The sequence below is a fragment of the Caballeronia sp. NK8 genome, from assembly GCF_018408855.1.
GTDB lineage: Bacteria > Pseudomonadota > Gammaproteobacteria > Burkholderiales > Burkholderiaceae > Caballeronia.
In genome coordinates this window covers 1088655-1102586 of the sequence record NZ_AP024323.1, presented here as the reverse complement: position 1 = coordinate 1102586, position 13932 = coordinate 1088655, and the positions used below count along the sequence as shown (strand labels likewise).

Sequence of the window (13932 nt, the reverse complement as noted above, 5' to 3'; positions counted from 1 at the left end):
CCGCGCGTTCGTGAGAACGCGCGGCGTTTTCGTTTCGCATCAACCCAGGTGAGTCGTGCGCGCCCTCGGCGCAACGGTCTCCATCGATGTCAGACCCTCGACGATGCCGCACTGCTCGAGCGGTGCTTCCTCGCCGCAGCGATTCCTGAGCGTCGTGAGTTGTTCGCGCAGCTGCGTCAGTTCAGCGATGCGCGCGTCCACGTGCGCGATGTGCTCGTCGACGAGCGCGTTGACGCTTTCGCACGTACCGCCAGGTCCATCGGAGGCCGCCAGCAGCGCTCGCACTTCATCGTGCGTCATGTCCAGCGCTCGACAGTTCCGGATGAAACGCAGGCGATCGACGTGCCCGGAATTGTAGCTGCGGTAGTTCGCGGCAGTCCGATCCGGTGGCGGAAGCAATGCCTCTCTCTCATAGAACCGGATTGTCTCTGTCGTGCATTTCGCAAGTTTCGCGAGTTCGCCAATTTTCATCGCGGCATCTCACTGCAAAAGTTCTTGACCTTGAAGCAGCTTCAAGGTGTGTACTGGGAGCATACAGCAGACAAAGGACAACAGCATGGCACCCGGACATGAAGAAACGGCGACGAGAACGCCGCATGCGCACGATCACAAACACGCGCACGCAGCGGAAGGTTCGTGCTGCGGCGCTGCTCCGGCATCCTTACCGACGCTTGGCCGGTCCGTTGCAATGGGCGATTCGATCCGTACTCAGATGCGTATTCTGCAGATGGACTGCCCGACAGAAGAAACGCTCATCCGCAAAAAGCTCGGCGCCATGCCGCAGGTGTCGGAGCTTCAGTTCAATTTGATGCAGCGGGTCCTGACGGTCGTCCACAAGCCGGACAGCCTCGACGCGATCGTCAAGGCGCTCGGCACGCTCGGATTCACGCCCGAACCTGCCAGCAACGATCGCGCATCAGCTAACGCTCCGGTCGCGCCGGCAACACCGAAGTCGTGGTGGCCGCTCGCAGTGGCGGCCGCCACCGCTGCCGGCTCCGAAGCCGCGAGCTGGGCCGGCGCGCCCGTCTGGGCTGTGGCGGCGCTTGCGCTCGCCGCCGTCGCCTGCTCCGGTCTGGGAACGTACAGGAAGGGCTGGATCGCGATTCGCAACCGCAATCTCAACATCAATGCGCTGATGAGCATTGCCGTGACGGGTGCACTGGTGCTCGGGCAGTGGCCAGAGGCCGCGATGGTGATGGTCCTGTTCACGACCGCCGAGCTCATCGAGGCGAAATCGCTGGATCGCGCGCGCAATGCCATTCAGGGACTCATGCGTCTCGCACCCGAGAAGGCGACGATCAGACAGCCTGACGGTTCGTGGCTCGAAGTCGAGGCCGCGACAGTCACGCCCGGCGCCGTCGTTCGAGTCAAGCCGGGCGAGCGGATCGGGCTCGATGGCGAGATCGTGAGTGGCCGTTCGACGGTGAATCAGGCGCCGATCACAGGCGAGAGCTTGCCGGTCGACAAGGCGCAGGGCGATCTCGTGTTCGCCGGCACCATCAACGAGGCAGGGTCGTTCGAGTACCGCGTGACGGCTGCGGCGAGCAATACGACGCTCGCCCGGATCATTCACGCGGTCGAGGAAGCGCAAGGCGCCAAAGCGCCGACGCAGCGTTTTGTCGATCAATTCGCGCGCGTCTACACGCCGATCGTGTTCCTGATCGCACTGGGCGTCGCCGTGATTCCGCCGCTGTTTTTCGCGGGCGCGTGGTTCGACTGGATCTACAAGGCGCTCGTGCTGCTGGTGATCGCCTGTCCGTGCGCGCTGGTGATTTCCACGCCGGTCACGATCGTGAGCGGGCTGGCCGCTGCGGCCCGCCGGGGGATTCTGGTCAAAGGGGGCACGTATCTCGAACAGGGTCGCAAGCTCGCGTGGCTGGCGCTCGACAAGACCGGCACCATCACGCACGGAAAGCCGGTCCAGACGGAATTCGAGCTTCGTGCGACCGAGGTCGATAGCGCTTTTGTTCGTTCCGTCGCCGCCAGCCTCGCGGGGCGATCGGATCATCCCGTATCGATGGCGATCGCGCAGAAGGGCGATGCGGATGGTGTTGCGCGCGTGCCTGTCGATGCCTTCGAAGCGCTTCCGGGGCGTGGCGTCGCGGGCGTCGTTTGCGGACGGCGTTATTCGCTTGGCAATCATCGTCTCGTCGAGGAACTCGCGCGCTGCTCGACGGAACTCGAAGCCCGGCTCGATGCGCTCGAGCGCGCGGGCAGGACGGTGGTGATGTTGATCGACGACGAGCGCGTGCTTGGACTGTTCGCGGTTGCCGATACGGTGAAGGACAGCAGCAAGGACGCCATTTCCGAACTGCATACGCTCGGCGTGCGAACGGCGATGCTCACCGGCGACAACCCGCACACCGCCAAGGCGATCGCGGATCAGGTCGGCATCGACCGCGCCGAAGGCAATCAGTTGCCCGAGGACAAGCTGCGCATCGTGAAAGCGCTCTCGAAGGGCGGCTCGATGGTGGGCATGGTCGGCGACGGCATCAACGACGCTCCGGCGCTCGCGCAGGCCGACATCGGTTTCGCGATGGGCGCGATGGGCACGGACACGGCCATCGAGACGGCGGACGTTGCCTTGATGGACGACGACCTGCGCAAGATTCCGTCGTTCATTCGCCTTTCTCGCGCCACGCACGGGATCCTCGTGCAGAACATCTCGCTGGCGTTGGGGATCAAGGCGGTCTTCCTGGCATTGACGCTGTCCGGACTCGGCACGATGTGGATGGCTGTCTTTGCCGATGTCGGCGCGAGTCTGCTGGTCGTGGGTAATGGATTGCGATTGCTTCGGAAGTAAGCACAGCGATCCAAAGCGTTGTTCTCAAAACTGGAGAAGTCATGAGCTGGCTTGAACGCATGTTTGGGGGCCACCACGGTGGCCAGAACCGTGGCGGGCATGATCGCGGGCACGGCGGATCGCATGGAGGATCCCACGGCGGATACGGCGATGACCGGACTCGCCAGTCGAACGAAGGGTGGGGCAGAGTACCGAACGCGACGCCAGCGCCGCCAGGCGTCAACTGCCCGAAGTGCGGCGCAGCCAATGCCGCCGGTTCGCGCTTTTGCGGCCAGTGCGCGAGTTCACTTGCGCCGCAAGCCTGCTCGACATGCAAGCAGGCGCTGGCACCGGGCGCGAAATTCTGCAGCCAGTGCGGCGCGCCAGCGAGCGCGTGACGGTCAACTATGCGTTATCGACCGGATTCTTAACGCACCGGAATCCGGCATACACATACTGATAATGCCCCTGAAACCAGTTGCGGAAACTCGGCCGCAACATGCAGGCGGCAGTGCGCGGCGAGCCGCCCTTGATGACGAAGTGTTTGCCGTCGAAGAAATTCGCCGAATAACCGAGATAGAACGGAAACGGCTCGAAGCCCCGCAACGGGCCGAATTCCGTCGACGTCCATTCCCAGCCATTGCCGAACTGGCCTTCGACGCCGAACTCGCTGCGATTCTCCGGATACGCCTGCACCGGCGACGGGTCCCATCGGCGGAAATCGAAGTTGCCTTCCGCGACTCCCGGCGCGCCCGACGCCGCGCGCTGCCATTGCGCTTCGGTCGGCAATGACTTGCCCGCCCAGCGCGAGTACGCCTTCGCTTCGGCGTAACTCACGTACGCGGGCCAGTCGGGCGGCAGCGCGATCTCGTCGAACATCGTGCGCAGTTTCCACGCGTCCAGCGCGTCGTCGCCGTCGCCGGGAATCCAGAAGGCGGGATGCGCGATGCGCTCGTCCTCCTTCCACGCCCAGTCGGCTTCGTCCCAATAATCGCGATTCCAGTAGCCGCCTGCATCGATGAAGCGCAGAAACTCGCCGTTCGTGACCATATAGCGGTCGATTTCGAACGCGGGCACGTCGACGCGTTCCTCGCCGAACTCGTTGTCCCAGCCGAACCGGCCGCTTTCGCGCGTCAGGCCGAGCGTCGCGCTGCCCGCCGGCACGCGCACGGTTTCATGTTTCAGTTCGCGATCGGAAGTGCGCTCGGAACGCGCGTTCGCCGGTGCAATTTTTCTATCGACCGGCAATTGATGCAGCATGTACGCGAGCGTTTCGGCGTGCATCAGCCTGTGCTCGATCGCGACTTCGAGCAATTGCGTGGGGGATTCGTCGGCGGATAGCGGATTGGCGGCGATCTCGTTCGGATCGAAGCACGCATCGATGAGCGCGCGGACCGTTTGCCGATACGCGCGCACTTCGTCGAGCGATGGCCAGTCGGCCGGCTGATCGGCCGGCAGGCCGCCATCCACCGGATCGATGCCGAAGGCGAAAAGCTGGTCGTAGGCGGGATTCGGGCTCGGCAGGTCGAACAGACGCTGATCGAAGAGATTGCGATCGAAGGCTTCGAGATGCCCGATATAAAAGACGATGCGATGCCGCTCGGCGATCGGCCTGTCGTAAAGGTGCTCGGGCTTGACTACGTCGAAAATCTCGTCGGTGACGCGGCGCGCTTCGGCGAGGCGCTCGAGCAGAGGATGACGCAGGGAAGGTTCGCGGTTCATGTCGCCCAATCTCCGTGGCTGGCCAGTAGCTTCGCATCGGCCGAAGCGAACACCGCAGCGCCCGTTCGGCCGAACAAAAGAGACTAAACCGTAGCGAACCGCGTGCCAACTGAAATATGGGTGGCGATTATTCGCGCGGACGAAATAATCGCTAGCGACGTTCCGTCAGACGGCGCGCAGGGCGTCGAAGTCGCGAATACGGATGAACTTGCCCTGCGTCTCGATGAGGCCGGCCTTGTCGAAACGCGACAGCGTGCGACTCACGGTTTCGAGCGTCATGCCGAGATAGCTGCCCATGTCGTCGCGCGTCATGCGCAGCGTGAATTCCGAGGACGCGTAACCGCGCTTCGCGAGCCGCGACGAGAGATCGAGCAGCAGCCGCGCGACCCGTTCGTCCGCGCGCAGCATGCCGAGCCTGACGACGTGGCTCGCCTCGCGATTCACCGCGTGGCTCATCATGCGATGCAGACGCTTTTGCAATGCGTCGGTCTCGCGGCACATGCGCTCGAACAGCGAATACGGAACGACGCAGACCGAGCTGTCTTCCAGCGCGATGGCGTCGCACATATGCTCGCCTTCCTCGATGCCTTCGAAGCCGAGCGCATCGCCCGCCAGCAGCAGACCGGTGACCTGCTCGCGGCCGCCGTCGTGCGTGATGACCGTCTTGATCGATCCGGAGCGCACCGCGAACAGCGCATCGAAGCGGTCGCCGGCGCGAAACAGCGCGTCGCCGCGCTTGACCTTGCGCGTCACGGAGATGATGTCCTCCAGTTTCGCGATGTCGTTGGCGCACAGGCCTTCGGGCATGCAGAGATGCCGCATCGCACAGGTCGAGCAGTGCGCCGAATTGCGCCGCGCGCGGGAACTATCGGACAGGGCGGTCATTTTTGGGCTCGTTTTGTTGATGAATGACAAAACGATTGTCCCATAGGCCATCGGCCCGCCCGCGTGAAAAATTGACGCGGGCGGGGCATCGATCAAACTTTTTTACTTTATGGAGTTGCCTTTTCGCGAGGCTCGCCCGCCGCCGATGGAATCAGCAATACCGGCAAGGTTGCCTGACGCAGACACCGTTCGGCCACGCTGCCGAGAATCAGCCGCTGAAAGCCCTTGCGGCCATGCGTGCCCATGATCAGCAGATCGGCGTTGAACGCGTCGGCGGCCTTGATGATGAGCGTCGCGACATCGTCGCTCGCGGTCGCTTCGATCGTCACGACTTCGCCGCTCACGCCGCGCGCCTTCATCTGATCGGCGGCCTCGCGCGCGAGCGACGCGCCCTGTTCCATCAGGCTCGCGTGCAGCGAGGAGGGATCGTAGCCGGGCACGTCGAGATACATCGGGCTGCCTTCGACGACGTAATACGGCTGCACGACCGCCTGATGCGTGACGGCGAGATCGAGCGCGGCGCTGAAGGCACGCTCGGAAGTCCGGCTGCCGTCGATGGCGACGAGAATGCGTTTGAACATGACGGTTGTTTCCCCTGAAACGGTCGATCGGCGTACGGCGCGCAGCGCCTAGTGACTTCGCATCATAGAGCGCGCGTGTTCCACCTCGACGCCGCTTTTTTGCGATAAGTCGATCCAGCGCAAGGCAGGCCGTACAATTCGTGGTTCTTCGGCATCAGCGCCCGCTTAAAAGCGCCGGCGCGACCTCTTTTTAGCACTTCTCCAGCCAGCCTGCCCGACCGTGACTCAGACGCCGCCCGCCTTACCGTTCAGAACCGCTCTCTACGCGATGCTCGGCATCGGCCTCGTCAACATGCTCGTCGCGCTGGATCAGACCGTGGTCAGCACCGCGCTGCCGTCGATCGTCGCGGAACTGCACGGCTTCGAGTTCTACGCGTGGATCGCGAGCGCCTATCTGCTCGCATCGGTCGTCACGGTGCCGGTGTTCGGGCGGCTCGGCGATTACTTCGGGCGCAAGCGCTTCGTCATCGCGGCGGTGATCGTGTTCACGGTCGCCTCGGTGCTGTGCGGCATCGCGCCCAGCATGCTGTTTCTCGTGCTCGCGCGCGGCCTGCAGGGCGTCGGCGGCGGGATGATGGTCGGCACCGCGTTCGCATCGATTCCCGATCTGTTTCCCGATCCGCGCACCCGCGTGCGCTGGCAGGTCGTGCTGGCGGCCGCTTACGGCATCGGCACGGCGGCGGGGCCGTCGCTCGGCGGATGGATGAGCCAGCATTGGGGCTGGCGCTCGACGTTCCTCGTCAACCTGCCGGTCGGCGCGGCGGCGCTTTACTTCATCTGGTCGCATCTGCCGAATCTGCACCGGCCGCGCGAGGGCAGCGTGAAGATCGACTGGACCGGCGCCGCGCTCGTCGCGCTGGTGCTCGGCGGCTTTCAGGCGCTGATCGAGGCGTTGCCGAAAGACGGCCTCACGACCGCCAATATCGCGCTGGGCATCGGCGTGGCGGTGTGCGCGGTGGCGCTCCTGATCTGCGAGCGGCGCGCGACGCATCCGATCATCCCGCTCGACATCTTCCGCGATCCGCAACTCAACACGCTCTTTACGCTGTCGTTTCTGGCGGGCTTCGTGATGTTCTCGCTGATCTTCTTCGCGCCGCTCCTGCTGCAAGGCGGCTTCGGGCTGTCGCCGCAGGCCGCTGGCCTGCTCGCGACGCCGATCGCCGCGTGCATCGCGCTCGGCAGCTTCATCAACACGCGCATCGTCATTCATATGCGCAAGCCGGTGAACATTCTCTCGATCGGCTTCACGCTGCTCCTGATCGCGTCGGTGGCGCTGGCGTTCGCGCGCGAGTCGACGCCGCATCTGTGGATCGAATTGCCGATGGCCGCGATCGGCATCGGCCTCGGCTTCGTCCTGAACAACATGAATGTCTTCGGGCAGGAGATCGCGGGGCGCGAGCGCTTCGGCATCACGACCGCGCTGCTGCAATCGACGCGCATGGTCGGCGGGATGCTGGGCACCAGCATCGTCGGGACGATCGTCGCGCATCACTATGCGAGCGTCGTGGCGCGCACGGTCAGCGTGCTCGGCCCGGCGACCTCGGCGCAATGGCTGCCGCGCCTGTCCGACCCGCGCATTCTCGTCGATGAAGCGTTGCGCGAGCACGTCCTCGCCGAACTGACCTCGGCCGGCCTGGATGCCGCCGCGCTCCTCGAAGCCGCGCGCGATGCGCTCGTGCAGTCGATCCACATCGGCGTGATGCTGACGGCCGTCGCGGCGCTGGTGGCGGCGCTGCTGGTGCGGCGCATCGCGCACATCACGTTCAGAAAGCACGCGACGCCGGTGCCGAAGTCCTAGAGCGCAACCTTTGATAAGTGGTGGGTCGCGCCTATAGTTCCTGCGTCGCCGGACGGACCGGATATCGACTCGGCTTCGACCGCGCACCGCGCTTGCTTCATCGTCCTCGACGGCGGCTCGCACGTCTCGCGCGGAACGCTTGCGCGCGCTGCGGGTCACTCGCTTTAGCGGGCGGCCGCGCGACAGGCCTGCCGCCCATCGCCAACAGAGATGAGGAGCTGACATGAAGATCACCGGAGACATGCTGATCGGCGCATCGGCCGTGCGGGGCACCGATGCCACGCTCCGCGCGTTCGACCCCGCCCGCAACGCCGATCTGGAGCCCGCGTTCGGCGGCGGCGGCGCGGCGGAAGTCGCGCGCGCTTGCGAACTCGCCGATGCCGCTTTCGACGACTATCGCCACGCGCCTTTCGAAACGCGCGCGCAGTTTCTCGAAGCCATCGCCGACAACATCATCGCGCTCGGCGACACGCTGATCGAACGCGCGATGGCCGAATCCGCGCTGCCCAAGGCGCGTCTCGAAGGCGAGCGCGCCCGCACGGTCGGGCAGTTGCGCCTGTTCGCGTCGCTCGTGCGCGAGGGCCGCTGGCTCGCCGCCACGCTCGATTCCGCGCAGCCGGACCGAAAGCCGCTGCCGCGCTCCGATCTGCGTCTGCAAAAGATTCCCGTCGGCCCGGTCGCGGTGTTCGGTGCGAGCAACTTTCCGCTCGCGTTTTCCGTGGCGGGCGGCGATACCGCGTCGGCGTTCGCGGCGGGGTGTCCGGTCGTCGTGAAATCGCATCCGGGGCATTTGGGCACCTCCGAACTGGTCGGGCGCGCGGTGCAGAAGGCGGTCGCGGACAGCGGCTTGCCGGAGGGCACGTTTTCGCTGGTCGTCGGCGCGGGCAATGCCATCGGCGAAGCGCTGGTCGCGCATCCGGCGATTCAGGCGGTCGGCTTCACGGGTTCGCGGCGCGGTGGGCTGGCGCTCGTCGATATCGCGTCGCAGCGGCCCGTGCCGATTCCCGTTTTCGCCGAGATGAGCAGCGTCAATCCGGTGTTCGCGCTGCCGGGCGCGCTGGCGGCACGCGGCGATACGCTCGCGGCGGGATATATCGATTCGGTCACGCTGGGCGTCGGCCAGTTCTGCACGAATCCGGGTCTCGTGATCGGTCTCGCGGATTCCGACCTCGACGATTTCATCGACAACGCCGCGGCCGCGCTCGAAAAGAAGGGCACGCAGACGATGCTCACAGCGGGCATCGCGGCGGCGTATGAAGACGGCGTCAAGCACCGCGACGGAGCCGCCAGGCGCATCGCGACCGGCACGCAGAGCGAGGTGTCGAGCGGCGCGCTGCCGGCGCTGTATCGCGTGAGCGCGGAGGAGTTTCTCGCGAAGCCGCAACTGGCGGAGGAGATTTTCGGGCCGACTTCGGTGGTGGTCGTGTGTCGCGACGAGGACGAATTGATCGCGGTCGCGCGCCGTCTCGAAGGTCAGCTTACCGCGACGCTGCTGATGGAAAAGGACGATGTCGAGCTGGCGCGGCGGCTTCTTCCGGTGCTGGAGCGCAAGGCCGGGCGGATTCTCGCGAACGGATTCCCGACCGGCGTCGAAGTGTCCTACGCGATGGTGCACGGCGGGCCGTATCCGGCCACGTCCGACAGCCGCTCGACGTCAGTCGGCGCGATGGCGATCGAACGCTTCCTGCGACCGGTGTGCTATCAGGATTTGCCGGCGGCGCTGTTGCCCGAATCGCTCGCGGATGACAATCCGCTCTCGCTCTGGCGTTTGAGGGATGGGCAATTGGGACCGAACTGAGGGTGAGTTGATTATCTCTCTGGCGAATAAACGTCTTTTATTCGCCAGAGAGATATCTTGACGAATATCTGTTTGACAAATAAAGTGCATTTATTCGCCAAACAGATACGCCCGCCATGCAGCAAGTTATCGCAACGATCGGTCAGATGGGCCACGTGCTCGCGGCTGGCCGCAAACGCGCCGGATTGACGCAAGCGCAAGCGGCGGCGCGGCTGGGCATCAGTCAGAGCCGCATATCGACGCTCGAACGCGATTCCGGCGCGCTGACGCTGGACCAGTTGCTCGCTTTGTTCGGCGCATACGGTCTTCAGTTGCTCGTGCAGGACCGGCCCGACAATTCCCTGATCGAAGCGAACGAGGCGGAGTGGTAATGCCCGGACGCCGGCCTCATTCGCGGGCATTGTCCGTCTGGGCCAACGGTCAGCGCGTGGCGACGTGGCGTCTTCCTGCGCGCGGTCAGGCCGAACTCGTCTACGACGACACCTGGGTCCGCTCGGACGAGGTACGCCCGCTTTCACTGTCGCTGCCGATCCGGCTCGACGGCGCGCCGCTCAAAGGCGACGCTGTGCTCAATTACTTCGACAATCTGCTTCCCGATAGCGAGGCGATCCGGCGGCGCATCGCGCAGCGGTTCCAGACCGACAGCCTCGATGCCTTCGACTTGCTGCAGGCCATTGGCCGCGACTGCGTGGGTGCGGTGCAATTGCTCGCGGAAGACGAATCGCCCGCGGGCGTCGAAACGATCGAAGGCACGCCGCTTACCGATCATGACATCGAAAACCTGCTGAATCAGGTGGCCGGCAGCGCGCCCTTCGGCACTGACGATGACGACGATTTCCGCATCTCGCTCGCCGGAGCGCAGGAAAAGACGGCGCTGCTGCGGCACGATGGCCGCTGGCTCAGGCCGCACGGCGCGACACCGACGACGCACATCCTCAAGCTGCCGCTCGGTCTCGTCGGCAATCGCCGCGCCGATCTCACGACGTCCGTCGAAAACGAATGGCTTTGCATGCGCATCCTGCACACGTTCGGCCTGCCGGTCGCGAATGCGGACATCGCGACGTTCGGTGAGCGGCGCGTGCTTGTCGTCGAGCGCTTCGACCGGCGTTTGCATCCCGCAGGGAAATGGATTTTGCGTTTGCCGCAGGAAGATTTCTGCCAGGTGAACGCGTTGCCGCCGCACAAGAAGTATGAACAGGACGGTGGTCCGGGCGTGCTCGATCTCGCGCGCGTGCTGCAGCAATCGAGCGATGCGCGCCGCGACATCGAAACGTTGGTGACGGCGCAGATTCTGTTCTGGCTGCTCGCCGCGCCGGACGGCCACGCGAAGAACTTCAGCATTCACCTGCTCAGAGGCGGACAATACCGCCTCACGCCGCTCTACGACGTCATGTCGATCTGGCCGGTGGAAGGCGATGGCGCGAATCAATGGTCCTGGCACAAGGCCGAGCTCGCGATGGCCATATCCGGCAAGGCAAGGCACTACGCGTTTCGTGAGATCCAACGGCGGCATTTCAACGCGATGGCGCTGAAATGCGGCTTCGGAGAAAGCGCCGAACCGATCATCGGGCGCATCATCGAGCGGACGCCCGCGGTCATCGATGAAGTCGCGGCGCAATTACCGGCCGATTTTCCACCTCGCGTGGCAGAGCGTATTTTCAGCGGCATGCGCAAGTCGCTTGCCGCCCTCGAAGCGATGCCTGCATAGTCAGGACGCCCACGCGCCCGCTTTTCCCTTGGAGACAAAAAAGCATGACGAACACCGAGCGCCGCTATCCCGATCCCGCCGTGCGCGTGCTGGACCCGCGTTTCAACGCGTTGCGCATCGCGTCGGCATCGGTGGAATGTCTTTATCAAGGCGCGCGCTGGTCCGAAGGGCCGGTCTGGTTCGGCGACGGCCGCTATCTGCTGTGGAGCGATATTCCGAACAACCGCATCCTGCGCTGGGACGAAGAGAGCGGCCAGGTCGGCGTGTTTCGCAAGCCGTCGAACAATGCGAACGGCAACACCCGCGACCGCGAAGGGCGGCTCGTGACCTGCGAGCATCTCACGCGGCGCGTGACGCGCACCGAATACGACGGCTCCATCACTGTCATCGCCGATCGTTTCGACGGCAAGCCGTTCAATTCGCCGAACGATGTCGTCGTGAAGTCGGATGGCTCGATCTGGTTCACCGATCCGAGCTTCGGCATCGACGGCTTTTATGAAGGCGAGAAGCACGAAGCGCAACTCAAGCCGTGTGTGTATCGCGTGGATGGCCAGAGCGGCGCGATCACGATGATGATCGACGCTTTCGTCGGCCCGAACGGTCTCGCGTTCTCGCCGGATGAATCGGTGCTGTACGTGGTGGAATCGCGCGCGACGCCGCGCACGATCCACGCGTTCGACGTGCTCGACGGTGGCCGCAAGCTCGGCGAGCCGCGTCTTCTGATCGATGCGGGCCCCGGTACGCCCGACGGCTTTCGCGTGGATATTCACGGCAACCTCTGGTGCGGCTGGGGCATGGGCGACGCCGAACTCGACGGCGTGCGCGTGTTCACGCCGCAAGGCGAGGCGATCGGACATATCGATTTGCCGGAGCGCTGCGCGAATGTGTGCTTCGGAGGGCGGCATCGCAACCGGCTGTTCATGGCGGCGAGCCACGGGCTGTATTCGCTGTACGTGAATACACAGGGGCTGATCGCTTAGTCCAATCGAAAACGCTGCGAGGTGTTCTCCTCGCAGCGTTGATTGCGCTTTACGAGTGCGCCGCCTCGGCGCCGCGCGTATCGATGGCAAAGAAGCCTTCAGCGCGCAAGTAGCGAAGATAAACCCCGATCAGCCTCGAGTAGTCGACGCTGAGACTCACGTCGGCGCTCGCCAGACGGCTGATCGTGCCAATCTGCTCGACAGGCATGTCGTGCCAGGTCAGATCGCCCGTGTAGAAGTCGCGCAGGAGCGCGAGCCCGTTGGCCGAATCGATCGTGGCGAACCGCTGCTTCCACGCGTCCGGCGCCTCCGGCCGCGCACTGAGGCCCGATCTGCCGAGTGCTTCGAACCATTCCTGCTGCCCCATGCTTTCCGGGTTCTGAAGATTCGCGACCGAGAGACCTTCACGCGGATGCAAGGCGAGCGCGCACAGGGCGCGGGCAAGCACATCGACCGGCGTCATTTCGACAGTTTGCCCGGTCGCCGGATAGGCGCCGAGTTGCACGCAGCCCTGATTGAACAGCCAGAAGTGATTGTGCTCATTGTTGCTGAAGCCGCTTTCGCTATGCCCCGTCACATTGCCCACGCGCGCGACGGTTGCGGGCAAACCGTATGCGCGGCTGTACGCAGCCACGCGTTGCTCGCTCACCCATTTGCTCAGCAGATAGCCATTGTCGGACAGCGGGCGCGCCGCATCGATACGCTCTTCGACACGTTGCGCGTCTTTGAGCATCATCGGCACGGACATGGTCGAGACGAAGCACACCGGTTTCTTGCGTACGGAAAGCGCCAGCCGCAGCAGCGCTTCCGTTGCGCCGACATTTGCCGCCTTGAGACTGCCGTAGCCATGCAGGTGATGCACGAGCGCGCCACAGTGCAGGATGGCATCTCCTTCCTCGGCGAGCCGTTGCCGGTCGGCGGCGGCGAGCCCGAGTCCGGCGTGACTCAGGTCGGAGCTGATCACTTCGACGCGCGAGAAGTCGATCGCCAGTCCCGCGGCCCGCGCTTCCTCGGCGATGCGAGCGAGTCCGTCCGCCGGACTGGCAGCGCGTTGCAGGCAGAACACTTTCGCTACCCGCCGGCTCAACTCGTCGAGCAGATGAATGCCGACGAATCCGCTTGCGCCAGTCAGGATCACGCTGTCGATGGCAGACGCATCCCGCTCGCGCCACGCCGGAAGGGCTGCATCGATCACGGCGAGCGGCGCGGCGGCATCGGCCACAGCGCGATCGATATCGTCCGCGCGGTCGTTCGCGGTCAATCCGGCAATCGTCGGCGTGCGATAGAAAGCGGGCATCGCGAACTCGAGACCGGTTTCGGCACGAACCCGGGCGTGCATGTGCATGGCGAGTATCGAGTTGCCGCCAAGTCTGAAGAAATCGTCTTCGCGGCTCACCTGGTCGAGCTTGAGCAGCGCGCACCAGATAGCGGCGATCTCGCTTTCGAGGCCCGCTCGCGCCGGCTCGCCGCTCGACATCGCGGACGGCGCCGGCAGCGCTTTTCGGTCGATCTTGCCCGAGCCCGAAAGCGGCAAGTCCGTCAGCGCCACGTAACGCGCGGGCGCCATGTAGTTTGGCAACGTCGCCGCGATATGCAGTGTATGTTCTGAACGCACAGGACCAGCTTGCGCCACCCGGTTGCGTGGGCGAAATCTGCATCGGCGGCGAAAATCTCGCGC

General features: G+C 64.6%; 12 protein-coding genes. 7 read left to right on the top strand and 5 right to left on the bottom strand.

Going from position 1 to position 13932, the window contains the following annotated elements:
- Window positions 1-39 precede the first annotated feature (39 nt).
- Complete coding sequence (gene cadR / locus NK8_RS19800) at window positions 40-471, bottom strand: Cd(II)/Pb(II)-responsive transcriptional regulator (protein WP_213229145.1); 432 nt, start codon at window positions 469-471, stop codon at window positions 40-42.
- A gap of 85 nt (window positions 472-556) precedes the next feature.
- Between cadR and NK8_RS19795 the strand changes: the two genes are divergently transcribed.
- Window positions 557-2803 carry a heavy metal translocating P-type ATPase gene (locus tag NK8_RS19795; protein ID WP_225936283.1) on the top strand — a complete coding sequence of 749 codons (2247 nt, stop codon included), beginning with the start codon at window positions 557-559 and terminating at the stop codon, window positions 2801-2803.
- A gap of 41 nt (window positions 2804-2844) precedes the next feature.
- A complete protein-coding gene (locus tag NK8_RS19790; RefSeq protein ID WP_213229141.1) occupies window positions 2845-3180 on the top strand; it encodes a zinc ribbon domain-containing protein in 336 nt (111 codons plus the stop codon).
- Between the two features lie 7 nt (window positions 3181-3187).
- On the opposite strand, the gene NK8_RS19785 is transcribed toward NK8_RS19790, so the two are convergent.
- From NK8_RS19785 to NK8_RS19775, 3 genes are all read right to left on the bottom strand, one after another.
- Complete coding sequence (locus NK8_RS19785; protein ID WP_213229139.1) at window positions 3188-4504, bottom strand: SUMF1/EgtB/PvdO family nonheme iron enzyme; 1317 nt, start codon at window positions 4502-4504, stop codon at window positions 3188-3190.
- 165 nt (window positions 4505-4669) lie between these two features.
- Window positions 4670-5389 carry a helix-turn-helix domain-containing protein gene (locus NK8_RS19780; RefSeq protein ID WP_213229137.1) on the bottom strand — a complete coding sequence of 240 codons (720 nt, stop codon included), beginning with the start codon at window positions 5387-5389 and terminating at the stop codon, window positions 4670-4672.
- Window positions 5390-5496: 107 nt separating this feature from the next.
- Window positions 5497-5970 carry a universal stress protein gene (locus NK8_RS19775; RefSeq protein WP_162067730.1) on the bottom strand — a complete coding sequence of 158 codons (474 nt, stop codon included), beginning with the start codon at window positions 5968-5970 and terminating at the stop codon, window positions 5497-5499.
- Between the two features lie 268 nt (window positions 5971-6238).
- Here NK8_RS19775 and NK8_RS19770 point away from each other — a divergent pair, with 268 nt between their 5' ends.
- The 5 genes from NK8_RS19770 to NK8_RS19750 all read left to right on the top strand — a co-directional run bounded on the left by NK8_RS19770 (window position 6239) and on the right by NK8_RS19750 (window position 12254).
- The gene (locus NK8_RS19770) at window positions 6239-7768 is read left to right on the top strand and encodes an MFS transporter (protein WP_213230447.1); all 1530 of its coding nucleotides are present in this window, start codon (window positions 6239-6241) and stop codon (window positions 7766-7768) included.
- 223 nt (window positions 7769-7991) lie between these two features.
- A complete protein-coding gene (locus NK8_RS19765; protein WP_162067729.1) occupies window positions 7992-9566 on the top strand; it encodes an aldehyde dehydrogenase (NADP(+)) in 1575 nt (524 codons plus the stop codon).
- 116 nt (window positions 9567-9682) lie between these two features.
- Entirely contained in the window at window positions 9683-9937 is a 255-nt protein-coding gene (locus tag NK8_RS19760; RefSeq protein WP_162067728.1) for a helix-turn-helix domain-containing protein, read from the top strand.
- On the top strand, window positions 9937-11274 hold the full coding sequence (locus NK8_RS19755) for a type II toxin-antitoxin system HipA family toxin (RefSeq protein ID WP_213229136.1): 1338 nt from the start codon (window positions 9937-9939) through the stop codon (window positions 11272-11274). Before NK8_RS19760 ends, NK8_RS19755 begins: the two co-directional genes overlap by 1 nt.
- Before the next feature lie 44 nt (window positions 11275-11318).
- Window positions 11319-12254 carry an SMP-30/gluconolactonase/LRE family protein gene (locus NK8_RS19750; protein WP_213229134.1) on the top strand — a complete coding sequence of 312 codons (936 nt, stop codon included), beginning with the start codon at window positions 11319-11321 and terminating at the stop codon, window positions 12252-12254.
- Between the two features lie 49 nt (window positions 12255-12303).
- Here the strand turns inward: NK8_RS19750 and NK8_RS19745 are convergent, their stop codons facing one another.
- Complete coding sequence (locus NK8_RS19745) at window positions 12304-13833, bottom strand: thioester reductase domain-containing protein (RefSeq protein WP_213229132.1); 1530 nt, start codon at window positions 13831-13833, stop codon at window positions 12304-12306.
- Between the last annotated feature and the right edge of the window lie 99 nt (window positions 13834-13932).

Coding starts and splice junctions, on each gene's coding strand:
- cadR (WP_213229145.1), bottom strand. CDS start 471: ATGAAAATTGGCGAACTCGCGAAACTTGCGAAATGCACGACAGAGACA.
- NK8_RS19795 (WP_225936283.1), top strand. CDS start 557: ATGGCACCCGGACATGAAGAAACGGCGACGAGAACGCCGCATGCGCAC.
- NK8_RS19790 (WP_213229141.1), top strand. CDS start 2,845: ATGAGCTGGCTTGAACGCATGTTTGGGGGCCACCACGGTGGCCAGAAC.
- NK8_RS19785 (WP_213229139.1), bottom strand. CDS start 4,504: ATGAACCGCGAACCTTCCCTGCGTCATCCTCTGCTCGAGCGCCTCGCC.
- NK8_RS19780 (WP_213229137.1), bottom strand. CDS start 5,389: ATGACCGCCCTGTCCGATAGTTCCCGCGCGCGGCGCAATTCGGCGCAC.
- NK8_RS19775 (WP_162067730.1), bottom strand. CDS start 5,970: ATGTTCAAACGCATTCTCGTCGCCATCGACGGCAGCCGGACTTCCGAG.
- NK8_RS19770 (WP_213230447.1), top strand. CDS start 6,239: ATGCTCGGCATCGGCCTCGTCAACATGCTCGTCGCGCTGGATCAGACC.
- NK8_RS19765 (WP_162067729.1), top strand. CDS start 7,992: ATGAAGATCACCGGAGACATGCTGATCGGCGCATCGGCCGTGCGGGGC.
- NK8_RS19760 (WP_162067728.1), top strand. CDS start 9,683: ATGCAGCAAGTTATCGCAACGATCGGTCAGATGGGCCACGTGCTCGCG.
- NK8_RS19755 (WP_213229136.1), top strand. CDS start 9,937: ATGCCCGGACGCCGGCCTCATTCGCGGGCATTGTCCGTCTGGGCCAAC.
- NK8_RS19750 (WP_213229134.1), top strand. CDS start 11,319: ATGACGAACACCGAGCGCCGCTATCCCGATCCCGCCGTGCGCGTGCTG.